Source organism: Streptomyces sp. NPDC001492 (genome assembly GCF_053597275.1).
The window spans coordinates 73,714-98,122 of the sequence record NZ_JBSFHW010000025.1 but is presented as its reverse complement, the minus strand read 5'-3'; the positions used below and the strand labels follow the sequence as shown (position 1 = coordinate 98,122).

Annotated in this window: 24 protein-coding genes and 2 pseudogenes; 12 read left to right on the top strand and 14 right to left on the bottom strand. The window is 70.2% G+C overall.

Annotated elements, in window-relative coordinates; genetic code table 11:
* Positions 1–56: 56 nt before the first annotated feature.
* From ACWC1K_RS29375 to ACWC1K_RS29355, 5 genes are all read right to left on the bottom strand, one after another.
* A complete protein-coding gene (locus ACWC1K_RS29375; RefSeq protein WP_450835738.1) occupies positions 57–854 on the bottom strand; it encodes an MFS transporter in 798 nt (265 codons plus the stop codon).
* Positions 855–1,097: 243 nt separating this feature from the next.
* Positions 1,098–1,784, bottom strand: a complete 687-nt coding sequence (locus ACWC1K_RS29370) for an SDR family oxidoreductase (protein WP_450835736.1) — start codon at positions 1,782–1,784, stop codon at positions 1,098–1,100.
* An 88-nt stretch (positions 1,785–1,872) separates the two neighbouring features.
* Positions 1,873–2,640, bottom strand: a complete 768-nt coding sequence (locus tag ACWC1K_RS29365; protein ID WP_450835735.1) for a DUF899 domain-containing protein — start codon at positions 2,638–2,640, stop codon at positions 1,873–1,875.
* 77 nt (positions 2,641–2,717) lie between these two features.
* Positions 2,718–3,338 (bottom strand): copper chaperone, encoded by a 621-nt coding sequence (locus ACWC1K_RS29360; protein WP_450835733.1) that lies wholly within the window; start codon positions 3,336–3,338, stop codon positions 2,718–2,720.
* 103 nt (positions 3,339–3,441) lie between these two features.
* Positions 3,442–4,179 carry an SDR family NAD(P)-dependent oxidoreductase gene (locus ACWC1K_RS29355; RefSeq protein ID WP_450835731.1) on the bottom strand — a complete coding sequence of 246 codons (738 nt, stop codon included), beginning with the start codon at positions 4,177–4,179 and terminating at the stop codon, positions 3,442–3,444.
* Between the two features lie 165 nt (positions 4,180–4,344).
* Between ACWC1K_RS29355 and ACWC1K_RS29350 the strand changes: the two genes are divergently transcribed.
* Positions 4,345–5,361: a sigma-70 family RNA polymerase sigma factor gene (locus tag ACWC1K_RS29350; RefSeq protein WP_450835729.1), complete on the top strand. Its 1,017-nt coding sequence runs from the start codon at positions 4,345–4,347 to the stop codon at positions 5,359–5,361.
* Positions 5,362–5,446: 85 nt separating this feature from the next.
* Here ACWC1K_RS29350 and ACWC1K_RS29345 read toward each other — a convergent pair.
* Positions 5,447–5,961 (bottom strand): annotated as a pseudogene (locus tag ACWC1K_RS29345) (transposase); the annotation flags it as partial.
* Here ACWC1K_RS29345 and ACWC1K_RS29340 point away from each other — a divergent pair.
* A complete protein-coding gene (locus ACWC1K_RS29340) occupies positions 5,878–6,090 on the top strand; it encodes a hypothetical protein (RefSeq protein WP_450835812.1) in 213 nt (70 codons plus the stop codon). The pseudogene ACWC1K_RS29345 and the gene ACWC1K_RS29340 overlap by 84 nt on opposite strands.
* 128 nt (positions 6,091–6,218) lie before the next feature.
* Here the strand turns inward: ACWC1K_RS29340 and ACWC1K_RS29335 are convergent, their stop codons facing one another.
* Complete coding sequence (locus ACWC1K_RS29335) at positions 6,219–7,640, bottom strand: hypothetical protein (RefSeq protein ID WP_450835727.1); 1,422 nt, start codon at positions 7,638–7,640, stop codon at positions 6,219–6,221.
* Positions 7,641–8,377: 737 nt separating this feature from the next.
* Here ACWC1K_RS29335 and ACWC1K_RS29330 point away from each other — a divergent pair.
* On the top strand, positions 8,378–9,748 hold the full coding sequence (locus ACWC1K_RS29330) for a Fic family protein (protein ID WP_450835726.1): 1,371 nt from the start codon (positions 8,378–8,380) through the stop codon (positions 9,746–9,748).
* Positions 9,749–9,945: 197 nt separating this feature from the next.
* Here ACWC1K_RS29330 and ACWC1K_RS29325 read toward each other — a convergent pair whose 3' ends face one another.
* Entirely contained in the window at positions 9,946–10,551 is a 606-nt protein-coding gene (locus ACWC1K_RS29325; RefSeq protein ID WP_450835724.1) for a dihydrofolate reductase family protein, read from the bottom strand.
* 531 nt (positions 10,552–11,082) lie between these two features.
* Here ACWC1K_RS29325 and ACWC1K_RS29320 point away from each other — a divergent pair.
* Positions 11,083–12,843: a S8 family peptidase gene (locus tag ACWC1K_RS29320; RefSeq protein ID WP_450835808.1), complete on the top strand. Its 1,761-nt coding sequence runs from the start codon at positions 11,083–11,085 to the stop codon at positions 12,841–12,843.
* 398 nt (positions 12,844–13,241) lie between these two features.
* Here ACWC1K_RS29320 and ACWC1K_RS29315 read toward each other — a convergent pair whose 3' ends face one another.
* Positions 13,242–14,216, bottom strand: a complete 975-nt coding sequence (locus tag ACWC1K_RS29315; protein ID WP_450835723.1) for a LysR family transcriptional regulator — start codon at positions 14,214–14,216, stop codon at positions 13,242–13,244.
* Positions 14,217–14,332: 116 nt separating this feature from the next.
* Here ACWC1K_RS29315 and ACWC1K_RS29310 point away from each other — a divergent pair, with 116 nt between their 5' ends.
* Positions 14,333–14,626: a DUF1330 domain-containing protein gene (locus ACWC1K_RS29310; RefSeq protein WP_450835721.1), complete on the top strand. Its 294-nt coding sequence runs from the start codon at positions 14,333–14,335 to the stop codon at positions 14,624–14,626.
* Here ACWC1K_RS29310 and ACWC1K_RS29305 read toward each other — a convergent pair.
* Positions 14,554–15,135: a hypothetical protein gene (locus ACWC1K_RS29305; protein WP_450835719.1), complete on the bottom strand. Its 582-nt coding sequence runs from the start codon at positions 15,133–15,135 to the stop codon at positions 14,554–14,556. The genes ACWC1K_RS29310 and ACWC1K_RS29305 overlap by 73 nt on opposite strands.
* 171 nt (positions 15,136–15,306) lie before the next feature.
* On the opposite strand from ACWC1K_RS29305, the pseudogene ACWC1K_RS29300 reads away from it, so the two are divergent.
* Positions 15,307–16,019 (top strand): annotated as a pseudogene (locus ACWC1K_RS29300) (SDR family oxidoreductase).
* A gap of 21 nt (positions 16,020–16,040) precedes the next feature.
* Here ACWC1K_RS29300 and ACWC1K_RS29295 read toward each other — a convergent pair.
* The 3 genes from ACWC1K_RS29295 to ACWC1K_RS29285 are packed head-to-tail and all read right to left on the bottom strand — an operon-like array spanning position 16,041 to position 18,676.
* Positions 16,041–16,688: a dihydrofolate reductase family protein gene (locus ACWC1K_RS29295; RefSeq protein WP_450835717.1), complete on the bottom strand. Its 648-nt coding sequence runs from the start codon at positions 16,686–16,688 to the stop codon at positions 16,041–16,043.
* 27 nt (positions 16,689–16,715) lie between these two features.
* The gene (locus tag ACWC1K_RS29290) at positions 16,716–17,384 is read right to left on the bottom strand and encodes a TetR/AcrR family transcriptional regulator (RefSeq protein ID WP_450835715.1); all 669 of its coding nucleotides are present in this window, start codon (positions 17,382–17,384) and stop codon (positions 16,716–16,718) included.
* Positions 17,381–18,676: a PucR family transcriptional regulator gene (locus tag ACWC1K_RS29285; RefSeq protein ID WP_450835713.1), complete on the bottom strand. Its 1,296-nt coding sequence runs from the start codon at positions 18,674–18,676 to the stop codon at positions 17,381–17,383. Before ACWC1K_RS29285 ends, ACWC1K_RS29290 begins: the two co-directional genes overlap by 4 nt.
* Before the next feature lie 188 nt (positions 18,677–18,864).
* On the opposite strand from ACWC1K_RS29285, the gene ACWC1K_RS29280 reads away from it, so the two are divergent.
* Genes ACWC1K_RS29280 through ACWC1K_RS29260 form a run of 5 tightly spaced genes read left to right on the top strand, consistent with a single transcriptional unit; the run spans position 18,865 to position 23,762 of the window.
* Positions 18,865–19,623, top strand: coding sequence for an ABC transporter ATP-binding protein (locus tag ACWC1K_RS29280; protein ID WP_450835711.1), 759 nt, complete (start codon positions 18,865–18,867; stop codon positions 19,621–19,623).
* Positions 19,620–20,432 carry an ABC transporter ATP-binding protein gene (locus ACWC1K_RS29275; RefSeq protein WP_450835709.1) on the top strand — a complete coding sequence of 271 codons (813 nt, stop codon included), beginning with the start codon at positions 19,620–19,622 and terminating at the stop codon, positions 20,430–20,432. The genes ACWC1K_RS29280 and ACWC1K_RS29275 overlap by 4 nt, the downstream gene beginning before the upstream one ends.
* A 5-nt stretch (positions 20,433–20,437) precedes the next feature.
* The gene (locus ACWC1K_RS29270; protein WP_450835707.1) at positions 20,438–21,319 is read left to right on the top strand and encodes a branched-chain amino acid ABC transporter permease; all 882 of its coding nucleotides are present in this window, start codon (positions 20,438–20,440) and stop codon (positions 21,317–21,319) included.
* Entirely contained in the window at positions 21,316–22,479 is a 1,164-nt protein-coding gene (locus ACWC1K_RS29265) for a branched-chain amino acid ABC transporter permease (protein ID WP_450835705.1), read from the top strand. Before ACWC1K_RS29270 ends, ACWC1K_RS29265 begins: the two co-directional genes overlap by 4 nt.
* Before the next feature lie 5 nt (positions 22,480–22,484).
* On the top strand, positions 22,485–23,762 hold the full coding sequence (locus ACWC1K_RS29260; RefSeq protein ID WP_450835703.1) for an ABC transporter substrate-binding protein: 1,278 nt from the start codon (positions 22,485–22,487) through the stop codon (positions 23,760–23,762).
* A 110-nt stretch (positions 23,763–23,872) separates the two neighbouring features.
* On the opposite strand, the gene ACWC1K_RS29255 is transcribed toward ACWC1K_RS29260, so the two are convergent.
* Complete coding sequence (locus ACWC1K_RS29255; protein WP_450835702.1) at positions 23,873–24,115, bottom strand: SDR family oxidoreductase; 243 nt, start codon at positions 24,113–24,115, stop codon at positions 23,873–23,875.
* On the opposite strand from ACWC1K_RS29255, the gene ACWC1K_RS29250 reads away from it, so the two are divergent.
* Positions 24,055–24,381 carry a helix-turn-helix domain-containing protein gene (locus ACWC1K_RS29250; protein WP_450835700.1) on the top strand — a complete coding sequence of 109 codons (327 nt, stop codon included), beginning with the start codon at positions 24,055–24,057 and terminating at the stop codon, positions 24,379–24,381. The two genes, ACWC1K_RS29255 and ACWC1K_RS29250, sit on opposite strands and share 61 nt — an antisense overlap.
* The last annotated feature ends 28 nt before the right edge of the window (positions 24,382–24,409 follow it).

Below are 24,409 nucleotides of genomic sequence, written 5' to 3'. Positions count from 1 at the left end.
CGCCGGAATCGGGACTGTTCGATCCGGTTGAGCGACGTACAGAGGTGAAGGATCTGTCAGATCACTTCAGTGACCTGCGTTCCTGTGGCCAGGGGTACGTCGAGGTTCGGTCGCCGAGCAGGGACTTCCCGGTGCTGACCCTGGCCTTCCGAGATGATCACGCGGTCGTCCACCTGATGAGTGACACCGAGCGGATGTCTCTGCTCGTAGGAGACGGCACCGCGCCCTCGGGTGCCGAGGTCGAAGTCCCGATCATGGACGACCTCGCCGCGTTCACGGGCGATTTTGTCCTGGCTGTCGATCGGGCGTGGGACCTGGTGCACGTCTTCACGCAGACGCGGGAGGCCGGCCCTCTGGGTGAGTGGTGTGAGTTGTAGCCAAAAGTACGTGCCACGATCATGATCGGTGCTGATCGGTGCTTCTTCAGCCGCCGCCAGCAGATGAGGCCGCGGGCCAATGAGACGCAGGCGTCGTGGAGTTCGGTTTTGCGTTCCCACCGCGACCGTGCAGAACCCGATGAGCAGCGCCATGACGAGCAGCACGGGCACCGACAGTAGGTCGAGCAGCCGGCTCACCGGAATCGACACGAGCAGCCCGGCACGGACGACATCGCTGAGGATCAGCAGCGGCCGCTTGGGCCGGCGGTCCAGCCAGACACCGGCCAGCAGGCTCAGGACGAGGTAGGGCACGTACTCCATGGCCACCAGGGCACCCATCTCCAGCAGACTGGCGTGCAGGGTGCGGCTGGCGATGAGGGGGACCGCGATCGCGGTGATCCTGGCGCCGTTCCTGGACAGTGCTCTATCGCGCGGCCGCGGAGGTCGTCCCGGTCCGGCGGGTAGCCGTACGGCCACTCGCCAGACCGGTGGTGAGCACCGCCCTCGCCGTCCTGCCTGGGTCTCCGGGTCCCGCGGTGCGGCGGCTAACGGACTGAGGGGCAGGGCGCCCGTCCTGCGGTCGAATCAGCCTGTCCCACGAGCAGGTCGGCCTGTCTCGCGGCCAGGACCGGCCTGTGCGGCAGCCAATAGCGGCCCGTCCTGCTGTCAGGTCCCGACCGGCCGGTGGCCAGGGATCAGCCGGCTCCTACGAGGAGGGGCTCAGAGGGCCTCCAGCCCCTTGCCCGTCACGGCCACCAGTGTCTTTTGGCGGTGTTCCTCGCCGAAGGCGATCTCTAGGACGGCACGGGCGACCCCGGCTGCGTCGAGCGGCACCGGGAAGTGGTCCCTCAGATAAGCCTCCGCCGTCTGGCCGCTCTCGGCACCGTACGCGGCGGCCGCGGCCTCACCGATCGTGGTGCCCACCAGCAACTGGCCCGGGACCAGGGCGACGAACCGGATGCCGAGCGCGCGGGCGTCGGCGGCAGACTGAAGGTAGTCGGCCAGGAACATCTGCGCCCGCTTGGCGCCCGCATAGCCTCCCGACAGCGGTGAGCCGCCGAGCCCCGCCCCACTCGACACGATCACCACCGTCGAGTCCGCCCGCAGCGGCCGTGCCAGTGCGGCCCGGCCCACCTCGAAGGCGATCTTGACGTCGACGTTCCACGGCGCCGAGAACGACTCCCAGCTCTGCTCCCCGATGGGCGCCATCCGCGGACGTGTCCCCGCGGTGACCACGACGAGATCCGGGTCGGCCTCGTCGAGGAGCGCGGCGACCTGCGCGGGATTCGTGGCGTCCCGCTCGTGGCCGGTGGCCAGGACGTCGACTCCGGCGGCGGTGAGGGCGTCGGCGGTGGCGCGGCCCACGCCGCTGCCGGCGCCGATGACGAGGGCGTTGCGGATGGTCATGGTGTTCTTCCCTGGAGGGGCGAAGCCGCGGACCGCCGCTCGTGCGTCACCGGGTTCGGGAATGCGGCAATGAGGGCGTCGATAGGTGTCACTTGCTGTCGTACTCGTCGTGACGGTGCCACCACATGCCGGTCTCGTTGCGGCCGAGCGGGGCGCGGTCGAGCCACTGGTACATGCCCCACAGGCCGTCGAGGCCGCGCTCGTACGCCGAGTAGGTGTGGTAGACCATCCCGTCCTCGCGCGCGAACGCGCTCAGGCCCGGTCCCTCTCGCCGGTAGGTGTCCCAGTCTGTTCCCACGCTCGACGCGAACTCGGTGAGCTGGACGCCCAGTTCGCCGCACGGCAGCCGGAGGTCCCTGTTCGCACGGTAGTTGTAGGTGACGGCTCCCGCGCGCCACTCCTGCTCGGTGTGAGCCACCCCGAAGTCGTAGTTGAAGTCGCTGCCGTACGACGACGCCCAGGGGAAATTCCAGCCCATCCGCTGTTTGTACGCCTGCAGTTGCGCAAGCGGCGCCCGCGACACCGCGCAGAGCGTGACGTCGTGATGCGCGAGGTGGACGACGGAGCCGTCGAAACCGTCCGCGATCGCCGAGCAGGACCGGCATCCCGCCTTGTATTCGGGCCCGAACATGAAGTGGTAGACGAGGAGTTGGGAGCACCCGGCGAAGAGGTCGTCAAGGGACGCCGGCCCCGCTTCGGTCTCGAAGCGGTACTCCTTGTCGACACGGACCCACGGCAACTCCTGCCGCCGCCGCGCCAGTTCGTCGCCACGCCGGGTCAGCTCCTTCTCGGCTTGGAGCAGGTCCAGCCTGGCCGCGAGCCACTCCTCACGGGTTCCCGTCTTGTGGTCGGTCATGGTCTCTCGCTTTCCTGTGCTTCGTGTCGCTTCTTCTTGTTCTTCGGATGTGTGCGGTCCGCGCCGCCGATGACGTCTCACATCGATGGCATGAGACCGGGAACGGACGAGGGCACGGTCAGGATCAGGAGTCCGAGTCCGATGATCGCCAGCCCCGACGGCACATCGAGGGCGGCTCTCGCGGGCAGCAGTTTCTGCGCGAGGACGAGGACGGCGATCAGGGACATCCAGGTGCGGCTCATGACGCCCAGCGCGAGCAGCATCAGCATCAGCCCGATGCACGAGCCGACGCAGAGGAGCCCGAACGCGAGCCCGGAGCGGACTCCCTCGTGGCAGTGCCGCCGGAAGTACCGCTTGAGCGGTGTGAGTTCGTAGGCGCCTGCCGCGATCACCACCACGCCGGCGATGAACGATCCGTGCGGCCGGTACACCGCGTACCCGGCGACGCCGACGAGGGACCAGACTGCGAGATACGTGCCGACGAACAACGGCACGGCGACCAATCCGCGACCGCGGTGGGCGTGGGCGTGCCGCAGGGCCGCCGGTGTGGCGCCCGGCAGCATCATCGCCGCCATCATCGGAACCCACAGGGCGGCGAAGGACCCGAAGGAACCGAGCCGGGTCGCAACCCCCATGTCCATCGCCCCGTTCATCTGCCGTACCGCGACGGCCCAGGACACGGCGATGAGCCCGAGCATCGCCACTGCGGTGAGCCCGAGCGTCGCCGTCGGCGCAACCGCAGTCGAGGGCGTCCGGGTGCTCGCCGCACCGCCGACATCTGCGCCGGCTCGGCCCTCCGGCTCAGGACTCGGCACGCTGCGCCGCCGAGAACTCCGCGAACTGCAGCTCCAGGGCCTTCGCCACGCCTCCGCGCCAGCCCTCGGCCAGCGACTGGGACGCGGGGTCGGGGAAGATGTCCTCCTCGTCCTGCTCCACCCCGTCGAAGACGGCCCGCGCGACGGACGGGGCGGATGCCTTCGGGGCGTCGATACCCCTGCTCATCTCGGTGTCCACGGGACCGGTCAGCACGGCGTGCACACGCACGCCCTGTTCTGCCAGCAGGGTGCGCAGTGACTGTGTCAGGGAGAACGCGGCCGCCTTGGAGACCGCGTAGGACGCAATCAGCGGGAAGGGGGCGAGGCTGTTGGTCGACAGGTTGTTGACGATCGCTCCCTTGGAGCGGAGCAGCAGCGGGAGGAACGCTCCCGTCACCTCGTAGGTGCCGAAGAGATTGACGGCGAGGTGCCGTTCGAGGACGGAGCGGTCGCTCAGGTCGTCGTACAGCGCGATGCCGGCGTTGTTGACGAGCACGTCGAGGACGCCGTGGGATTCGACCTCCTCGGCGGCCCGGCGCAACTGGTCCGCGTCGGTCACGTCCAGCGTCAGGGGAGTGACCCGCTCGTCCGGGTGGTCCAGCGGCACGCGCGTACCGACGTACACCCGCGCCGCGCCCCTCCTCAGGGCCTCCTCGACCAGCGCCCGGCCGATGCCGCGGTTGCCTCCGGTGATCAGTACTGCACTGCCAGCGATGTTCGTCATGGTGACGATCTCCTTTGTTCCTCGTGAAATGCGGTGTGGCAACCGGTGTGAAATGCGGTCGCTTGTTGAGACACGGCCGCATCGAGGAAGTCACCGATGACTTTTGGGCCCGGACGGTGTCCTTATCGGGAGGACCAGTCGACGAGGCGAAGCGAGGACGTTGTGGTGATCGAATCGACCCTGGCGCGGGCGCGGGCGGGTGACGGGGAGGCGTTCCGGGAGCTCACCGAGCCCTACCGGCGTGAGCTCCAGGCGCACTGCTACCGGATGCTCGGCTCCGTGCAGGACGCGGAGGACACGGTCCAGGAGACCCTGCTCGCCGCCTGGCGCGGGCTCGGGGGATTCGAGGGGCGGGCCTCGGTACGCGCCTGGCTGTACCGCATCGCGACCAACCGCTGCCTGAACGCGCTGCGCGACACGGCCCGCCGCCCCCGCCCCCAGCAGCCGCCGGCCGGCCCCCCGCTCGACGTGCCCGAGCCGACGCGCCGCTCCGAACCGCTGTGGTTCGAGCCCTACCCGGACACCCTGCTGGAGGACCTGCCGGACACGGCGCCGGGACCGGCCGCCCGCTACGAGTCGAGGGAGTCGCTGGCCCTGGCCTTCGTGGCGGGACTCCAGCGTCTGCCGCCGCGGCAGCGCGCGGTGCTGGTGCTGCGCGACGTGCTCGGTTTCCGCACGGCGGAGGTGGCCGACCTGCTCGACAGCAGCGGCGTCTCGGTGAACAGCGCTCTGCAGCGGGCGCGCGCGGCCCTGGACGGCCAGTTGCCCGCGCGCGACCGCGACCGGGCGCCGCTGCCGCGCTCACCGCGTGAACGCGAGCTCGTCGGGCGGTTCGTGGACGCGATGGAGGGCTCCGACGTCGACGGGCTGGTCGCCCTGCTGGCCGATGACGCCTGGCTGACGATGCCGCCCGAGCCCCTCCAGTACCAGGGACGTGTGGCCATCGCCCGGTTCTACGAGACTCTCGCCTGGTGGGGCGGCAAGGCGCTCCGGCTGGTGCCCGCGCGGGCGAACGGCCAGCCGGCGTTCGGCTCCTACCTGCGCGATCCCACCAGCCCGCTCGCGCACGCCTACGGGCTGGTGGTGCTCTCGCTGGAGGGCGACCGGATCTCCGCCATCACCCGCTTCGGTGACAACGGCCTCTTCCCCATGTTCGGACTGCCCCGAACGCTCCGCGACTAGCCTCGACGTTTCAGGTCCGCCGACGGAGTCGGTGGACCGTTTTCGTGCTGTGGGCGAAGGCTGTGCAGGCCCGGGGATCCATTGCTCAGCCGAGATTCGGCAGGAGTGGGCGTCGCTCAAGAGCGGTGGTGATGTGGCTGGTCCCGGGCCGGCGCCGGGCCAGGCGGAGGATTCGCCGACCGGCCGGTGGTCACGAGTTGTCCGGCCGTTGTGAACAGGCGGAGCCGCAGGCGGCGGGGCTCCCTAGAGGCTGGCCTTGCCGATCAGGGCCGGCGTCGGCATCCAGGCCAGCAGGTCCAGTGCGATCCGCACGATCCCCAGCCGGATCCGGTTCTGGGCAGTGCGGTGCAAAGGGAGATTCCGCAGGCCGGTGGCCCGGGCGGCGCGGAGCGTTCTCGGCCCGGGCCCGCAGCCGGTGACGGAGCTCCAGCTTGGCGATCGGCCGGCCCAAGGTTGTTGGTGGCGAAACAGGTCAGCCGCATGCCGTCCGCGTCCGTGAGCCGCAACTGAGCCCCTGTGCGGACGTTCCTTCCTGACGATCAGCCGCATGCCCTTCGGCCAGCCGTCCAGGAGGTCGCCGGTGAGTTCGGCGCCCCGAGGGCTGTCCCGCAATCGGCCTTTGGCTTCGATCGACTGCAGGGCCGCGGGCTGTCGGGCGCGAGCGATTGCGTACTCGACGGGATCGAGGGCCTGCCTGGCGACATCGACTACGTCGAACTCGACTTCTGAGCAGTGGCCGGCCGGAGGCATCGCAGCCGATTGAGCCAAAGCACGATAGTTGTCACCACGGCAGGCGTGCTGTCACCAGGGCCAGCGGGCGGCGAGTGTCGAGCGGTGTTCTGGACCGCGGTGCAGTCTCAGCTGTCCACCCCGGCTTCCCACTTGCGCCGGCGCAGCACGTGGTCGCTGAAGAGGTGTCGGCTCCGGTCGAGCAGTTCACCCACCTCCGCGTCGCCGTGCGGCCCCTCCGGCGACGGATGCCAGCGCTGCACTGATTGCGCGGCCCAGGTGCGCAGCTTCACGTCGGGATCCTCGAACAGACCGACTGCCGCCCGTAGCGCCACGACGCCGCCGCGCGCGTCGAGCAGCCGGAACGCACCGACGCGGACGTGCCGCGGTCGCTCGGAGCCGGTGCGCTCCAACAGCCAGTCGGCGGGCAGTTCCTTGGCCGAGGGCAGCAGGGCGGCGGCGGTCTCGCGGACGACCCCGGCGGCAGGGTCGTCGAGGAGCGGCCGCAACTGCTTCGCATCCGTGCAGTCCAGCGCCCGCAACCCTGCCACCGCTCGCGCCCGCACCCCGGCCGCCGGGTGCGCGAGCAGCGGCCGCAGCAGCCCGGCGTCCGCGCGGTTGCCGCACTCGGCCAGCCCGATGACCGCACCGGGCGGCAACTCGGGGTCGTCCGGTGCCGTGCACCGCTCCCGGTACCAGGCCGCCGGGTCACCGCCCTGCTCTCGTACGACATACCGGGCACAAGCACGCACGAGCGCGGAACGGTCGCTGAGAAACAGCTGCGCCTGCCCCGACCGCCCCGCCCGTCTCAGCGCGGTGACGCCGGCCGAACGGACCCGCGGGTTGCGTGCGGACAGCAGTGGAGGCAGCACACCCTCGTAGGCGTCCTCATCTCCCAGAGCCGTGAGCGCCGCTGTGGCACACAGGTCCTGGACCACGGTGTCCTGGTCCCCGGCGGCCGCGCGGGCCAGCTCGGCGGGGCGGAGCAGTCGGCCCTCGATGGCCAGCCGGTACGCGAACCGACGGACGGTGCGGTCGGGGTCAGCGAAGAGAACAGCGAGCTGCCCGTGGGATGCCTGGCTCAGGATCTGGCCGAGCACATCGATGCCGAAGGCACCTCTGTCGCGGCGGCCGACGCGGAGGATGAGCGCCGCGAGGTCCACGGCAGAGTCCACATTCAAGGCCTCGCGCAGCAGCCGCCGGGCGTGCTCGCGCACCGGGCCGGCCCAATCGGCGCAGCGGATCACGACCAACGGCAGCAGCCCGGGGTATCGGACCGACTGACGCACCGCCTCCTGACGGATCCGCCCGTCGCGGTGGCAGAGGGCGAGTGCGAGTCGAGACTCGCCGAGCTGAGTCAGGTCGGCGGGCAGTGAGGCGGAGTGCTCCCAACCCGGCAGGAACTGCGTGCGGTGCCAGGCCACCGCACGCACTCCTGCGTCCAGCGTGAGCCAGTCAGCGGGGTCGGCGACATCAAGCGTGCCGTGCAGCGGCGCACCACACGCGAGCCGCGTCGCTGCCGCTGTCCCGTCCTCGATGTCCTCAAGCATTCCCGCCCCTCCAGCAGTCGTACCAGGTGATCGTAGGAGACGGGGTTCGTGTAGGGCGCGCGAAATATGGCCCGTGATCGCCGAGGTCCGCCGCCCGGCACCCACCAGAAGCCGAACGCGGTGACATCGCCCCCGCTCGCCTGCCGCTCGTGACAGACAGCGCGCCGCATCGGTGACGACCACCATGCTTTGCGCTACTGAAGCCGCAGGCCGGCGGATGCCGATGGTCGGGCGCAGCTCTTTCCCTGAAGCCGGCCACGCACATGGGATAGCTGTGCACCGCCGAGCAGCTGTCCCCGTAGCGGCACCTGTGACGGTGCAGGACACCGACCTCGGGTGGCTCGCCTCGCCAGTATTCGACATGAAGCCGGAGGGAGTCGCCACCACACCGCACTGGCTGGAGGAGATCAAGGACAGCCCGTTCCGCCTCACCAAGGCTGTTGAGCACCTCGCGATCCGCATCGCAATCCACTGTCGTGCAGCACCTTGCCGGGCTCGGAGCGGACACTGTTCCTACTGCTTGGCTTCGCCTGCGGATGGCTTCAGGGGCCTCCTCGGAAACGCCGCTCCGGTCCCGCCGCGAATCTGGCCGCCTCATCCAGCACGCGGCGCGGCGCCCGCTGGATGCCGTCGTCGCTCTTGCGGAGAGTGCGGGTGACCGCTTCGGCCGGCAGCTGAGCACTTCAGGTCGGTAATCCGCTTGAACTACGGGCGGGTGGGCGTGGCAGGCTTGCGCGGTGATCGTCGAGCTGGCCCCCCGTTTTCTGACCTGGGGCGATGTGGATCCCGCCCGTCATTTCTTCGACAGCGCGTCGGCGCCGCAGGTGGTGCGGTCGCTCGGGCCTGCTCGGAGGGTGCCCAGCCGCCCTGACATCCCCCTCGGTGACCCGGCGATGAGTGCCTGGAGCTCGGGCGACGGGCAGCCCTGGGCCGATGCCATGGCGCACGCCCTCGCCGAGCGCTACGGCCGCTGGACCGTGGGCTGGCGCTGGGCGCACGACGAAGGCGACTTCGACGGAGGACCCATCGGGAACTGGTGCTGCCCGCGGGACTCGATCACCATCCCGGAGGAGACGCTCGACCGAGTCGTCGCGGCGCTGTGCGAGTGGCGCGAGTGGCTGGAGAGCCTCGCCGGGTGGTTCGACGCGTACCCGCTGAACCTGGCCGAGGTCGGCGACCAGCGGATCTTGTGGGAGCGCGCCGCCCGAAACCTGATCCTGCAGGTCACTGACCGCACCGGCTGCGGCAGTGGCTGGCACGGGCACTGCCATCAGGTGCTCACCTGGTTCCTCAGCCGCTGGAACGTCGCACCCGACGCCGCCGAGAAACTGGTCGACGAGGCGATCGGCGGGCGGTTCAAGAGCTGGACCGGCCCCGACCCGGTACTGGTCGAGGACGTCGCCGAGCGGCTCTCGCGCTCGCTGCGGCCGGACCACGCCGTACGAGCGGGCGGGCTCGCGCAGGACCACCTCGAGCGGTGGCTCGCGGTGCGCGAAACCGTGCCCTGGCACGAGGCCCCCGACGGGGGCGGCGAGGAACCGGTGACCCCGTCACGCGACGGCGCCGTGGAGGACATCCGTGCCTTCGACGGCGCCATCGACCCCGCCCGCGCCGCGGGCCTGCTCGCCGCCCTGGAGCTGCTGCGGGCCGACGCGGCACGCGGCGCCCGACTCGACTTCGAGCTGCTGCGGCGCTGGCAGCAACATGTCCTGCGCACGGAACAGTTGCCCCCGTTCCGTGAGCTGCCGGCGTTCGCCAAGGGGGGCCGGGAACGCTACGGCATCGGCCCTCACACCCGAGCCCGCCTCGACGCCTGTCTGGCCGAGAGCGCGCGGGACGCCGAGCGGCCCCTTCCGCTCACCGCCCGAGCCGCACGTGCCTATCTCGACGTCTGCTTCTTCCATCCCTTCGACGACGGCAACGCCCGGTCCGCCTTTCTCGCCCTCGTCTTCGTCCTCGCCCGCGAGGGCGTCGCGCTCGACGGGGTCAGCCTGCTGCGTCGCGTCACCTTCCAGGCCGATGAGCCGCGCGACGCGCTGACCCTCACGCGGTACGTCGACATCCACCTCGCGGAGACCCGACGCAACACCGCATCCCTCGGCTCCTAGCGGTTGGACAAGAAGGCGCTCACCGCCAGACGTGGCAGGTCCGGCTTCATGTTCTGGCGGTCCGTGGGCGGAGAGCGCCTACTTCAGTCGGTAAGCGATCGCGCAGACGGCCGAGCCCAAGGAGTCTGCGGCGACCAGCCGCTGGGGACCGTCAGCCGACGACCACCTGGTTTGTCCGGGCCGGGGAGGGGGCGGTGTCACGCGGGGGTGCTGAGCGGGGGGTGTTCGAGTACGTGGGGTTTGTACTCGACCAGTTGGATGCGGTCGTCGAAGGTGCGGTGCGCGGTCATCTCCAGGGCGATGTCGGGGTAGCCGTCGTAGATGCGTTCCTGGCCGGTGGCTCCGGTGATCACGGGGAACATCACGACGCGGAAGCGGTCGACGAGGCCGGCTCGGATCAGGGACCGGCACAGGCTGAGGCTGCCGATCGTGCTGAGGAGCCCCGTGCCGCCCGACTTCATGGTGCGGACCGCGTCGACGGCGTCGTCGCGGACGAGTGTGGAGTTGGCCCATGTCAGTGGCTCTTTGAGTGAGGTGGAGAACACCACTTTGGGTGCTTGTGTGAGCTCGTCGACGGAGGCTTCTTCTTCGGGCCTGAACTCGTCTTGGCCTTCTGGTAGCTCGCCTGCGGCGAAGCCCGACATCAGGCGGTAGGTGTTGGCTCCCATCAGGTAGGTGGCCTGGGGCTGGTCACCGAGCCATGCGAGGTACTCCGGGCCGTCCAGGCCCCAGAAGCCGGGCCATCCCTCTCCCGAGGCGTAGCCGTCGAGGGAGGTGATGAAGTCGACGAGAAGCTCCGACATGACGGCGTCCTTTCCTGGGGTGTCACGAGTCTGGACCGTCCCGGAGCCGCAAACTCATCGGCCACGCTGTGGAGCATCGAGAAACCCATCTCGTAGGGCTCGACACGGAAGTGGGACAGGACGCCCAATGCGGCGTCAGCGCACCGTTCAGCGGCGAGACGCGTCGAGGTGTCGGGCAACGCCGTGTGAAGGAACAGCAGTCGCTGAACGAGCCGGTCACCGCGCCCCGGCCGGCGTCGATCACGGCGTGCCCCTTGCTCCCCGTCGCCCGCCACCGCGGCGAACTCCTTGGCATCCCGTCTGCGACGCCCCGTACGCCCGCGCCGCCGCGTCGGCACACAGGACGTCGCTTTTCAGCCATGCCTTCACAACGTCCCTGTACGGAAAGGTACTTCCGTCCACGGGCATGCACCTGACATCTTGCTCCCACCACTCGTTTCGTACGGCCCGGTCGGTGCCACCAGCACAGCCGGGCCGTCTACGGAGGACGCATTGATACCCCACAGATCCAGCCGACCGAGACGCACGCTGGTGCTGGCGGCCACGCTCGGCGCCGCCCTCGCGTTCGGCGCCCCGGGCGCCCTCGCGGGAACGCTCCCGGTCGTCCCCTCCGCCGCGGCGGCCGCCAAGGCCCAGGCGCCGGCCGCCAAGCCGGCTTCCCAGACTGCGGCCTGGGTGGCCGGCACGCGTGCCTACCTCGTGATCACCGCCCCCGGTGACACTTCGGCGGTCCGCTCCGCGATCGCGGCCAACGGCGGCACCGTCTTCTCCAGCTTCGACGCCATCGGTGTGATCGTCGCCCACTCGGCGTCGAGCGGATTCGCCGCCACCATGCGCGGCGTCGCCGGCGTGCAGCAGGTCGGCGCCACGCGCACCTCGGACGTCCCGGCGGACGCCTACAACCCGGCGCTCCCGCCCAATCCGGCCCAGTCCTCGACCCCGGCCGGAGAACCGGTCCGGGCCGACATGAGCCAGATCAAGGCCGACCAGGCCTGGGCCGTCAACCCGGGCTCCCCCTCCGTCACGGTCGGCATCCTGGACACCGGTGTGGACGACCAGCACCAGGACCTGGCGCCCAACTTCGACGCGGCCGACTCGGTCTCCTGCGCCTACGGCAAGCCCGACACCCGTACCGGCGCGTGGCGGGACGTCGACACGCACGGCACCCACGTGGCGGGCACCATCGCCGCCGCCAAGAACGGCAAGGGCGTCGTCGGCGTGGCACCCGGCGTGAAGATCGCCGCGGTCCGGGTCGCCGAGCCGGGCAACTCCTTCTTCTTCGCCGAGAACACCATCTGCGGCTTCGTCTGGGCCGGTGACCACGGCTTCAAGGTCACCAACAACAGCTATTACACGGACCCGTGGCAGTTCAACTGCCCGGACAACATCGACCAGTCGGCCATCATCGAGGGCGTCAAGCGCGCCCAGGAGTACGCCGAGAGCAAGGGCTCCCTCCAGATCGCCGCGGCGGGCAACGAGAACTACGACCTCGCCCACAAGACGACCGACTCCGCGAGCCCGAACGACTCGACGCCGGTCACCCGCACCATCACCAACGCCTGCCTCGACATCCCGACCGAGCTGCCGGGTGTGGTCACGGTCGCGGCCAACGGCACCGGCGTCACCAAGGCCTCGTTCTCCAACTACGGTCAAGGTGTCATCGACGTCGCGGCGCCGGGCAGCAACGTGTACTCCACCGTCCCCGGCGGCGGCTACGGCAGCAAGAGCGGCACCTCGATGGCCACCCCTCACGTGGTCGGCGTGGCGGCGCTCATCGCCAGCGCCAACCCGGGCATCACCCCGGCGCAGCTCCGCGCCAAGCTGGCCGAGCAGGCCAACGACATCGCCTGCCCCTCGGACAGCCGTTGCACGGGTACGACGGCCAACAACTCGTTCTTCGGCGAGGGGCAGGTCGACGCGCTCAAAGCAGTCGGTGCCACACCGCCGCCCGGCAAGTACTTCGAGAACCTCGCGGACTTCGCCATCAACGACAACGCGACCGTGGAGAGCCCGATCGCCGTCACCGGTGTGACCGGCAACGCCCCGGCCACCCTCAAGGTGGGTGTGGACATCAAGCACACCTACATCGGTGACCTGAAGGTCGACCTGGTGGCGCCGGACGGCACCGTCTACACGCTGCACAACCGCACCGGCGGCAGCGCCGACAACATCGCCCAGACCTACACCGTGAACGCCTCCTCGCAGGTCGCCAACGGCACCTGGAAGCTGCGCGTCAACGACAACGCCGCCTCCGACACAGGAAAGATCGACGCCTGGAACCTGACCTTCTAGCGCAGGGCTCTGCAACGCCCGCGTACAGACGGGGCGAACTGCTGGGCGGCGGACGGAACATGGTGACCCCGACGGCGGTGTACGCCGCAGTCGGGGTCACCATGCCGGAGCCGTCCAGGAAGGCCGCGAACGGCCTGGAGAGGCATGCAGCTGACGGACGCCTATGACCCTGGTGGTCTGGGGCCTTCTGCCGTAGGCGTTCGTAGAGGCCGAACTCGTCAGTCGTCGACCACCCCTCAGCGACCAGGAAGTCAACCGGCTTGTCCAGGGTGCAAGTCGAGAACGGCAGGCTGTGCTTGCCCGGCTGGACTTGGCGCTGTTATTGATCTCGGAGGCGATCCGTGCTGGTGAATGGGCCTCGCCACGGTCGGCGTCCGTCTCGCGTGACCTGATGTGCGTCAGTCCGGCAGCCAGTGCAGCTCGTGCGCCAGGGTTTTGGCGACGGTACGGATGCGGCGGTGCAGTGGTGACGGCACGCGCGGGAGGACCAGGTGGATCGTCAAGGGGGGTGCGCCCAGCAGTGGTCGCCACGTGAGGCCGGCCGGTGATGTCGTGGCCGCGGCTTCACCGGCCGGCGCGAGGGTGAGCCCGTCGCGCAGGTCACGCTGAGACATGTCGAAAGAGACTGCGGGCGTGTGGAACCGGAGGTCTGGTCGGGCGTCGCGGAACAGTGCGGACAGCTGATCGTGGATCACGGGGTTGGCCGTACGGCCGGGCAGCCGCAGCGGATACGCGGCCGCATCGGCGATCTCGATCTCCGGGTGTTCGGCCAGTGGATGATGCTGCGCCAGTTGGACCCCGACGCGCTGACGCCGCAGCAGGAACCGGCGCACGCCACGACCCGGCTGTTCACCGCGGGTGATCCCGGCATCGATGCGGCCGTCGGCGACCGCGGGCGAGATCTCCGGTGTCACCATCGGGAGCGCGCCGACCTCGAGTCCCGGGCTGCTGCGCATGAGCCTGTCCACCAGGGCCGGTGTCGTCTCGGCCCCCGTGCTGAGGCTGTATCCGATGCGCAGCGTGCCCAGTTCCCCGGCCCCTGCTTTCCGGGCGGCGTCCCATGCCTGGTCCAGCGCCGCCAGCGCGGGCGGCGCGGACTCCGCCAAAGCCGCACCGGCCGGGGTCAATTCGACGCTGCGGGTGTTGCGCATCAGCAGGCTCGTACCGAGTTCCGCCTCCAATCGGCGCATCCGGGCACTGAGTGCGGGCTGTGCGATACCGATCCGTGCGGCCGCGCGGGTGAAGTTCAACTCCTGCGCCAGCACCAGGAAGTACCGCAGGCTCACCGTGTCCGGCGCCACATGCCCTCCCCGTCGATTGATAACGATGCGTTCTGAGTCTATGTCGAACCGGTCTTTCCCCCGGCCACGCATCAAGCCCTAGCCTGCGCATATGACGATCCAACCGACCGCATTACCCATCGCCGGGATCGATCGATCCGAGTGTCAATTCGAAGTCGGACCTGTCCGGTCGAACACAGGAGGTTTCCATGGCTAAGGGCTACTGGGCCAGTGTCTACCCCGCCACCTCCGACCCTGAGAGCCTGACCGCCTACTTCGAGCTGGCCGGTCCGGCTGTCCGGGCTGGGGGCGGGCGCACCCTGTCCCGTGGGGGTCGAGTCGTCGCTCACGAGGCCGGAATCACGCAACGCGTCGTTCTGATCGAGTTCGACAGCTTTGAACAGGCCGTCGCGGCCTACGCGAGCGAGGCCTACCAGAAGGCGCTGGTGGCCCTCCCCGACGGCTTCGAGCGCGACTTCCGCATCATCGAGGGCGTCGACTGACCGGCGGGCCCAGCCGACGGGTGGCCGCCGACCAGCCGGTTAGCGGCGTCGTAGCTGTATTCGGTCAGCGTCGCCGGGCTGATCTCGCGACTCCAGGTGCTGCGCAGGTGTCCGGTGCCATCGTAGTGGTACCACTGCACAGTCTTGGCCGTGGCCGCCGAGGCGCCCGGCTCGGTGGACCACTGCTTGATCTCCTTCACTGTTCCGGCGTACTCGCCGAAGGCCGTGTCGGTGGCCGTGGTGGTGCTGGAGTACAGAAAGTCCAGCAGTCGGCAGCCCTTCGCCGACGGGGTCGTCGCACACGTGGCGTTGGACACCGCGCTGGTCGGCGCGATCAGACACTTCGGGCACGCCAGGGGCTGACTGCCCACTATGACCTTCTCCGAGACCACCGTGGAGTTGGCGGTGGGCAGATAGGAGGTGGTGGCCTGCCAGGCGGTGGCGGCCGGGTCGACCTTGGCGCTGCGGGCGTGACCGAGGACTTTCCGCTGGCGATGATGTACGCCCACCTGCGGACGTTGAGGCTGGCTGACCGGTCCCGACGAGGTCCACAAGCGGGCCATCGCCAAGCATGACTGCGCCAGTATCGCGACGCGGCAGTGGTGAGCTGACATGGCCGGACCGGATCTCACCGGCCGCACCGCCGTCGTCACGGGTGCCTCACGCGGTATCGGGCTGGCGTGGCGCAGGCCCTCGCCGCAGTCGGCGCGAACGTCGTCCTCACCTCCCGCTCCCAGGAGGCGGCGGACGCCGCCGCGGCCCAGGTCGGCGGCACAGCGGTCGGCGTCGGGGCCCACGCGGTCGACGAGGAGGCGGCCCGGCGCTGTGTCGAGCTGACGCTCGAACGGTTCGGCAGCCTGGACATCCTCGTCAACAACGCGGGGACCAACCCGGCCTTCGGGCCCGTCATCGACCAGGACCACGGCCGGTGCGCCAAGACCTTCGGTGTGAACCTGTGGGCTCCCGTCCTGTGGACGGGCCTGGTCACCCGGGCCTGGATGGGCCGGCACGGAGGCGCGGTCGTCAACACGCATCGGTCGGCGGAATGGCCTTCGAGGCGAACATCGGCCTCTACAACGCGTCGAAGGCCGCACTGATCCATCTCACCAGGCAACTGGCCCTGGAAGTCTCACCGAAGGTCCGCGTCAACGCGGTGGCACCCGGTGTGGTGCGCACCAAGCCGGCCGAGGCCCTGTGGAAGGAGCACGAGCAGGCCGTCTCCGCCTCGACGGCACCGGGGCGTATCGGGGAGCATGCCGACATCGCCTCGGCGGTCGCCTTTCTCGTCTCGGACGCGGCGAGTTGGATCACGGGCGAGACGATGGTGATCGACGGCGGCCAACTCCTGGGTGACGCGGTCCCGTTCAGGCAAGGAGCCGGTATCGGCATCTGAGGCGTGTTGCACGGAGGCGGTTCAGAGACCTGCGCGGCTGAACGTCACATGCGTGACCCCGCTGGGCGAGGAGGTGGCCTCGACCCGGTAGTCCTTCTCGACGCTCTCCAGTCCGTCCCAGAGGCGTACGCCCCGGCCGAGCAGGATCGGGACCACCACGACGTGCAGATGGTCGATGAGCCCGGCGGCGAGGAAGTCGCGGATCACGGTGGGTCCCCCGCCGATGCGTACGTCCTGGCCGCCGGCGGCCTCGCGGGCCGTCTCCAGCGCCTCGGCGGGCGATGTGTCGAGGAAGTGGAAGGTCGTGCCGCCCTCCATCTCGATCGACGGGCGCGTGTGGCGGGTGAGGACGAAGGTCGGTGTGTGGAAGGGCGGGTTGGGCCCCCACCAGCCCTTCCACTCCTCGTCTTCGTGCCATCCGGGGTAGCCGTACTTCCCGGCGCCCATGATCTCGGCGCCGATCCCGGGCGTGAACTGCCGCACGAAGGCGTCGTCGAGGCCGCTGGTCCCGCCCGGCTCGCCGGTCATCTCGTGCCACCACCGGGTGGCGAACATCCACTGGTGCAGCCTTTCACCGGCGTGGCCGAACGGCGCTTCCCGGCTCAGACCCTCACCGGTGCCGAAGCCGTCGAGCGAGAGGGAGAAGTTGTGGACGCGGGCGAGCGACATGGCTGGCGACTCCTCTTCTTCTGCTGGTCACGGGCCGGGCGGTGCCGACAGATGGATCAGGATGCCGCACACCTCGTCCACTATCTCCCGGGCCTCCGTCTCATCCCGGCAATCGCCCAGCTCGCGCGCCGCCCCGCCGATGACGGTGGTCAGTACACTCACCCGGACCCGGCCGGCACGTCGTCGCTCGTCCACCTCCAGCAGCCGGGCGTTGCGCCGTACCCATGCGCGGTCCCACTGGCGGCGCAGCGCGTCGAAGCCCGCGGGGCCGTCGTCCTCCACGAGGAGCATGCCGAGCCTGCGATTGTCCCAGGCGCCCTCCAGATACGCCCTGGTTCCCGCCACGAACAGAGCAATGGGGTCGTCCACACCGCGGCCGCGCTCGGCGGCCAGCGTGGCCGCGGTCCTGCGCTCCTGTTCCTCCCGGAACTCCTCCCACAGGGCCAGGTAGAGCCCTCGCTTGCCGCCGTAGTGCTGGAAGAGGCTGCCCACCGGGATGCCGGAGCGCGCCGCGATCTCGGTGAGGCCGGCGTCGGTGTAACCGCGCTCGGTGAACACCTCCAGCGCGGCATCCAGCAGCGCACGCCGGACGGTTCCGTTCTGCTCCGCGTGCCCCTCCGACAGGGCCGACTCTCCCTGCTCGCCCGACAGTTGATGTGCCGCCTCGGTTCCGGCGGACTCCACGATGCCGCTCACCGGCCCTCCTCACCTTCCCTGGCGCCGTCGCGGATGGCGAGGGCGACCAGTAGTTCCAGCAGGTCGGCGATCCGGCGCGGATTGCGGCCGGTGCGTTCCTCGATCCGGCGCAACCGGTAGTGCGCCGTGTTGTGATGCACCCGCAGCCGGTCGGCGGCCAGCCGCAGATTGAGGTCGGCGTCCGCGAAGGCCCGAATGGTGGCGGCCAGCGTGTCGCCCCGCCTGCGGTCCTCCTCCAGCAGCACCCGCACCCGCGGATCGACCAGCTGACGGGCCAGGTCGTCGGCCCGCAGCGCGAGGTAGTCGAAGGGGGAAAGCCGCGGCAGCGCAGCCACCCCGCCCCCGCTCGGCACCAGGTCAAGGGCTGCCCGCGCCTCCTCGTACGCGCGCGGCAGTTCACACGCGCCCTGCGCGACCGTACTGATCCCCATGGAGAGCATGGTCCCGCCCCGCGCGAGCCGCTGCTGCACGGCCTCGAAGTGGGCGCATATGTCGTCCGCGGTCATGCCGGCCCGGACCACGGGCACGGCCACCACCTCTTCGTGGCGTACGACGACCAGGGTCCGGCCCGCCCACGGCCCGGCCACGCTGATCGACGCGGTGGTCGCATACCCGTGCTCGGCCGACGTGAGGTCCCCGGTGCGGGTGTCGCCCACACACACCGCCACGACCGCCATCATCGGCGAGTGCGGCCCGATGCCGTACGCCTGCGCGGCGGCGGACAGCGGACCGCGCGTCGGTGCCACGCCGGCCAGGAGCTGGTCAAGAAGGTCCCGGCGCTCCCGGTCGGCGTCCGCCACCACGTGCTGCTGGTACTCGACGTAGGCCTGCGCGGCATGGGTGCTGGCGTAGTCGACGTACCGCATCAGCGGGGTGACCAGGGACAGCGCGGCCTGCTGGGCCTCGGCGGACGTGCCGGCGCAGTCCAGCAGCGCGTCCCACAGCACTTGCCGGCCGACCCGGAAGGCACTGATCCAGTCCTCCAGGGCGAACCCGGCCCGTGCCCGCCGCATGGCCGCGGCGCGGCTGAAGACCAGGTCCTCGGGGGCGATACCGCGATCCCCGGCCAGCGCCGCCAACTGCATCCGGTAGTGCTCGAGCACCTGCTCCCGTACGTCCGCGAAGAAGCGTTCGTCCTGCAGTGCGTACGACGGGATCTCCGCACGCATCACCCCCACGGCGGTGTCCGCCACCTCCTCGACCCGGTCGTGGACGGCGTGCAGGATCCGCCACCGCTCCCGGCGGAGCGGTTCGGAAAGCAGGGGAGCGCCCGGAGCGGGCCCGTGCGGCATGGTGCCGATCGTCGCCGCCCGCCTCGTGCTCAGTCAACAGGCTCGGAGTGAGACATCAAGCGTTATCTGTGCGCGGCGCACAGTCCGACGGCCGGGAAGTTGGGTGCTCGCACCCAATGTGCGCCCCGAACGCCCCCACCTACTGTGACGCTCTCCCACCCCCCAGAACGTCGGAAGGGGCGTCACTCATGCTCGCGGTCGACGGTATCACCGTGCGTTTCGGCGGGATCACGGCACTTGACGGTGTCGCGTTCACCGTCGAGCCGGGCACCGCCGTAGGGCTCATCGGACCGAACGGAGCCGGCAAGACCACCTTGTTCAACTGCCTCACCAGGCGCTGCACCCCCGACGGGGGAGACGTGCGGTTCGAGGGCGAGGACCTGCTGACCCTCCCTCCGCACGCCGTGGCCGGGCGCGGCATCGCCCGCACCTTCCAGAACCTGGGCCTCTTCCCGCAGCTCACGGTCCGGGAGAACGTCATGGTCGGCGCCCACAGCCGGGGGCACACCGGACACCTCGCCGCGGCGCTCCGGCTGCCCCGCGTCCGGCGGGAGGAGAGGGAACTGTGTGATCAGGCGGACGACCTGCTACGGCGGCTCGGTCTGGCGGACGTCGCCGACCACCTCGCCGCCGGGCTGCCGTTCGGCACGCTCAAACGCGTCGAACTCGCCCGGGCCCTCGCCGTACGGCCCCGGCTGCTGCTGCTCGACGAACCCGTCAACGGGCTCAGCCACGGCGAGGTCGGCCAATTCGCGGACCTGGTCCGGTCGGTGCGTGAGGAGTTCGACCTCACGCTCGTGGTGGTCGAACACCACATGGGGTTCGTGATGGGCCTGTGCGACAAGGTGGTCTGCCTCGACTTCGGCCGCAAGATCGCCGAGGGCACGCCGGAGGAGATCCAGCGCGATCCGGCGGTCGTCGAGGCGTACCTGGGAGTGGCCGCATGAGCGAGCCCACCACCACTGAGACCACGCAGCCGGATGCCCCGACTGCGGAACCGGACTTCCTGAAGGTGTCCTCACTGCACGCCGGATACGGCCAGGCCCGCGTCCTCCAGGGCCTCGACTTCTCCGTCGCCCGGGGCGAGGTCTGCGCGATCCTCGGACCCAACGGCGCGGGCAAGACCACGACACTGCGGGCGCTGAGCGGCATGGTCCGCGGCCGCGGCTCGGTCACCCTGAACGGCACGGAACTGCTGGGCCGTTCGCCCGAACAGGCCGCCCGGCTCGGCGTGGCGCATGTGCCCGAGGGACGGGGCACCTTCAACGAGCTGACCGTCGAGGAGAACCTGCGCATCGGCGCCCACCTGCGCACCGGCTCCGGATGGCGGAGCCGCGCCGAGAGGGCGGCCGTGGCGGCCGACCTGGAGCGGATCTACGGCCACTTTCCCAAACTGCGCCAACGCTCGCGGCAGGCCGCCGGCAGCCTCAGCGGCGGGGAGCAGCAGATGCTCGCCATCGGCAGGGCCCTGATGCTGCGGCCCTCGCTGCTGCTCCTCGACGAGCCGTCCCTGGGCCTCGCGCCACTGGTCACCCGTGAGCTGTTCGAAATCGTCCGTGCCGTCAACGAGGAGGAACGCACCACCGTGGTCGTCGTCGAGCAGAACGCCCAGCTCGCGCTGGACATCGCGCACCGGGCGCACGTACTGGAGGCCGGCCGCCTGGTGCTGTCCGGGCCGGCCCGGCAGATCCGCGAGGACGGGCAGGTCGCCGAGGTCTACCTCGGTGTCTCCCTCGGCTCCCGCAAGGCCGGGTGAGCGCCGTGACCGACTTTCTCCAGCAACTGGTGGAAGGACTGGGCTCCGGCGCGGTGTACGCCAGCCTGGCTCTGGCCCTCGTACTGATCCACCGGTTCACGGGCATCGTCAACTTCGCGCAGGGTGAGCTGGCCATGCTCTCCACGTATGTCGCCTGGCAGTTGATGGCATCCGGGATGCCGTTCTGGCTGGCGCTGCCGGTCACCCTCGCGGTGTCCTTCGCCGGCGGCATGCTGGTCGAGCGGATCGTCATCCGCCCCGTGCAGGGCGCGCCCGAGCTGACGGTGGTCATCGTCACCGTCGGCCTGTTCATCTTCGTCAACGCGCTGGCCGGCCTCATCTGGTCGTTCACCGTCAAGGACTTCCCGCAGCAGTTCCCCGACGGCGGGCTCGACCTGGCCGGAGTACGCGTGGACTGGTCGACGCTCGGGATCCTCGGCGTGGTGGCCGGCGTGATGGGCCTGCTGTATCTGCTGTTCCAGCACACCTCCATCGGCCTGGTGATGCGGGCCGTCGCCTGCAATCCGGCCTCCGCACGGCTGTCGGGCATCCGGGTGGGCCGGGTCCTGATGCTCGGCTGGGGGCTGGCCGCGACGGTCGGCGCCGTGTCGGGCGTGCTCGTCGCCCCACTGCTGTTCCTGGAGCCCAACATGATGGGCGGGGTGCTGATCTACGCCTTCGCCGCGGCCACCCTGGGAGGCTTCGACAGCCCCGTGGGCGCGGTCGTCGGCGGCCTGTTCGTGGGCGTCGCCGAGACGCTGACCGGGGCGTACGTCGACGTGGTCGGTGCCGATCTGAAGGTGGGCGTACCCCTCGTGATCATTCTGGCGGTGCTGCTGGCGCGGCCCCAGGGCCTGTTCGGACGGGCGGCGGTGGAGCGCGCATGAGCACCCTCACCACGGCACTCGGCACCGGCCGGGCCCGGCGGCTGCGAGCCGCCCTCACCGCGCTGCTCGCGCTGGCGGTCGCCTGCGGCGCACCGTTCTACTTCGCCCCGTTCCAGGTCTTCCAGCTGACCATGGTGCTGCTGTACGCCGTCGCGCTGGCCGGGCTGAACCTGCTGGTCGGCTTCGGCGGGCAGATCTCGCTCGGGCACGGCGCGTTCTTCGCGGCGGGGGCCTACTCGGCGGCGGTCATGCTCGACCGGTACGACACCGGCCACCTGGCCACGCTTCCGGTCGCGGCCGCCGGATGCTTCCTGCTGGGCCTCGGGTTCGGAGTGCCCGCGCTGCGGCTGCGCGGGCTGTATCTGGCCCTGGTCACCCTCTCCTTCGCGGTGTTCCTGCCGCCCCTGCTCAAACGGCTCGAACCGGTGACGGGCGGCTCCATGGGCCTGACCGTGGACAAGCTGCAGCCACCCGCGTGGAGCGGTCTCGCCGAGGACCAATGGATGTACTTCGTCGTCCTCACCGTCGCCGCAGCGGCCCTGCTGCTCGCCCGCAACCTGCTGCGCTCCCGGGTCGGCCGGGCCCTGCTCGCCGTACGGGACAACGAGAGCGCCGCCGAGGTCATGGGCGTACGGCTGTCCATGCACAAGACGCTCGCCTTCGCGTGGAGCGCGATGTTCGCGGGGGTCGCCGGGTGTCTGTACACCTGGGTGATCGGCTTCGTCTCGCCCGACTCCTTCAGCTTCGTGCTGTCCATCACCCTGCTGGCCGGCCTGGTGGTCGGAGGGCTCGGCTCGCTGTACGGGCCCCTGCTGGGCGCGGCGTTCGTGATGTATGTGCCGAGCGTCTCCCAGGACCTCAGCGAGGCCGCGCCGGGAGTGGTGTTCGGCCTGCTGATCATCACGGTGATGTTCGTGGCCCCGACGGGACTGGCCGGTCTGCCGGGCCGTGTCCTGGGCGCCGTCGCCCGCCGCCTGCCCCGTACCGCAGCCACTTCCACTGCCACCGCCGTCGACCGGACGCCGGAGAACGAATCCGCGCCCGATCCGGAGCCGAACGCGCAGGCCGAGACCGGACCCTCCGCGACCCTCACCCCTGCGGACCCCGCAGTAGCCGACGCCGAACCCGTGGGCGCCCCGCCCCGCACGGAAAAGGACTGAATCACATGCGTAAGACCACCGCTCTGCGGGCTGTCGCAGCCGCCACCGCCGCCCTGCTCACCGCGACCGCCTGCAGCAGCCAGCGAGGGCAGGCCCCCCAGGACACCGCCGCCGATGGCGCGTGCAAGGGGCAGCAGACCACCGGCATCACGGACAAGACCATCAAGCTGGGCGGGATCTACCCGCTGTCGGGACCGGCCTCCGCGTACGGCACGATCAGCAAGGGCGTCGCCGCCTACTTCAAGTACGTCAACGACAAGGGCGGCATAGACGGCCGCAAGGTGCAGTTCGTCGTCCGTGACGACGGCTACCAGCCGCCCAAGGCGGTCGAGGAGGCCCGCAGACTCGTCGAGCAGGAGAAGGTCTTCGCGGTGTTCCAGACGCTGGGCACCCCGTCCACGGCGGCCGTGTGGGACTACCTCAACAAGCAGAAGGTGCCGCAGCCGTTCGTCGCCACGGGTGCCTCCGTCTGGGGCAGCGACGACAAGCACCCCTGGACCATCGGGTGGCAGCCCAACTATGTGGCCGAGGCCCGGGTGTACGCCAAGTACCTCAAGGAGGAGAAGCCGAACGCCAAGGTCGCGGTCCTCTACCAGAACGACGACTTCGGCAAGGACCTGCTCGGCGGGTTCAAGAAGGCCGTCGCCGGCAGTGGCATCAAGGTGGTCGCCGAGGAGAGCTACGAGGTCACCGACCCGTCCGTGTCGGCACAGATGGCGAGCCTCGCACGCTCCAAGGCCGACGTGCTGTTGAACATCACCACTCCCAAGTTCGGCAGCCAGGCCCTCGCCGCCGACGCCAAGAACACCAAGTGGAACCCGCTGCACATCGTCAACAACGTGTCCTCGTCCGCGGCCGTGCTCCAGCCCGTCGGGTTCAAGAACGTCCAGGGTGTGGTCTCGGCGACGTACTTCAAGGACCCCGCCGACCCGCAGTGGGCGAAGGACCCCGAGATGAAGACGTACACGGATGCCCTGCACAAGTACGCACCGGACGCCGACCCGGCCAACCAGTTCAACGCCTACGGCTGGGCCGTCGCCTCCAGCCTGCACCAGGCCCTGGACGCGATGAAGTGTCCGACCAGGGAAGGGCTGCGGGACGCGGTGCGCCACCTGAAGGACGTGAAGGTGGGCCTGCTGCTGCCCGGGGTCACCCTGTCCACGGGCCAGGACGACGCCTTCCCGATCGAGACGATGCAGCTGATGCGGTTCAAGGGCGAGCGGTGGCAGCTGTTCGGCAAGCCGGTTGACACCCGCAAGGAGTTCGGCCCGCTGGCGAAGTGAGCCGGCGGGGGCGGTCCCGGTCGATGCCCTGACCCTCGGGACCGCCCCCGCCCCTGCCCCGTCAGCCGAGGGGGAGCGGACAGGCGGCATCCATGCCGGCGGCCCCGTGCTCAGACGGCGTTCAGCCCTCCGTCCACCACCAGGCTCTGCCCGGTGATGTAGGAGGCCCGCTCGGAGAGCAGGAAGGTGACGGCTTCCGCCACCTCCCGGGCGGTGCCCTGGCGCCCGAGCGGTATGCGGGTGAACGAGGCCGAGCGCGACGCCCGCCCGGCCGAGCGACCTGTCCTGGCGGGTGGCCGTCGTCTCCGAACCGGAACTCGCCGAGTTGCTGATCGACCGCTATCTGCGCCCACTGGAGGCGGAGGGTGAGTTCGGAGCGCTCATTGAGGAGTCGGTGCGGGGATACCTGGAGAAGGGGCGGCACATCCGCGAGGTCGCACGCAGCGCACACGTCCATGTCAACACCGTCCGCTACCGGCTGCGCCGGTTCGAGGAACTGACCGGTGTCGGCCTGGACAGTGCGGATACCGCTGTGGAGCTCAGCTGGGCCCTGGCGGCACGCGACCTGAGGACACCCCCGCGCGGCCCGGCGGGCCCTGTTCATGGCGCGGTCCCGTAGCGGCTGGCTACGGACGTTGCCAGAGTGG

Excerpts from the sequence above, each read along its gene's own strand:
- ACWC1K_RS29370 (WP_450835736.1), bottom strand. The coding sequence starts at position 1,784 with ATGACCATCCGCAACGCCCTCGTCATCGGCGCCGGCAGCGGCGTGGGC.
- ACWC1K_RS29365 (WP_450835735.1), bottom strand. The coding sequence starts at position 2,640 with ATGACCGACCACAAGACGGGAACCCGTGAGGAGTGGCTCGCGGCCAGG.
- ACWC1K_RS29360 (WP_450835733.1), bottom strand. The coding sequence starts at position 3,338 with ATGCTCGGGCTCATCGCCGTGTCCTGGGCCGTCGCGGTACGGCAGATG.
- ACWC1K_RS29355 (WP_450835731.1), bottom strand. The coding sequence starts at position 4,179 with ATGACGAACATCGCTGGCAGTGCAGTACTGATCACCGGAGGCAACCGC.
- ACWC1K_RS29335 (WP_450835727.1), bottom strand. The coding sequence starts at position 7,640 with ATGCTTGAGGACATCGAGGACGGGACAGCGGCAGCGACGCGGCTCGCG.
- ACWC1K_RS29325 (WP_450835724.1), bottom strand. The coding sequence starts at position 10,551 with ATGTCGGAGCTTCTCGTCGACTTCATCACCTCCCTCGACGGCTACGCC.
- ACWC1K_RS29315 (WP_450835723.1), bottom strand. The coding sequence starts at position 14,216 with ATGCGTGGCCGGGGGAAAGACCGGTTCGACATAGACTCAGAACGCATC.
- ACWC1K_RS29310 (WP_450835721.1), top strand. The coding sequence starts at position 14,333 with ATGGCTAAGGGCTACTGGGCCAGTGTCTACCCCGCCACCTCCGACCCT.
- ACWC1K_RS29295 (WP_450835717.1), bottom strand. The coding sequence starts at position 16,688 with ATGTCGCTCGCCCGCGTCCACAACTTCTCCCTCTCGCTCGACGGCTTC.
- ACWC1K_RS29285 (WP_450835713.1), bottom strand. The coding sequence starts at position 18,676 with ATGCCGCACGGGCCCGCTCCGGGCGCTCCCCTGCTTTCCGAACCGCTC.
- ACWC1K_RS29280 (WP_450835711.1), top strand. The coding sequence starts at position 18,865 with ATGCTCGCGGTCGACGGTATCACCGTGCGTTTCGGCGGGATCACGGCA.
- ACWC1K_RS29275 (WP_450835709.1), top strand. The coding sequence starts at position 19,620 with ATGAGCGAGCCCACCACCACTGAGACCACGCAGCCGGATGCCCCGACT.
- ACWC1K_RS29265 (WP_450835705.1), top strand. The coding sequence starts at position 21,316 with ATGAGCACCCTCACCACGGCACTCGGCACCGGCCGGGCCCGGCGGCTG.
- ACWC1K_RS29260 (WP_450835703.1), top strand. The coding sequence starts at position 22,485 with ATGCGTAAGACCACCGCTCTGCGGGCTGTCGCAGCCGCCACCGCCGCC.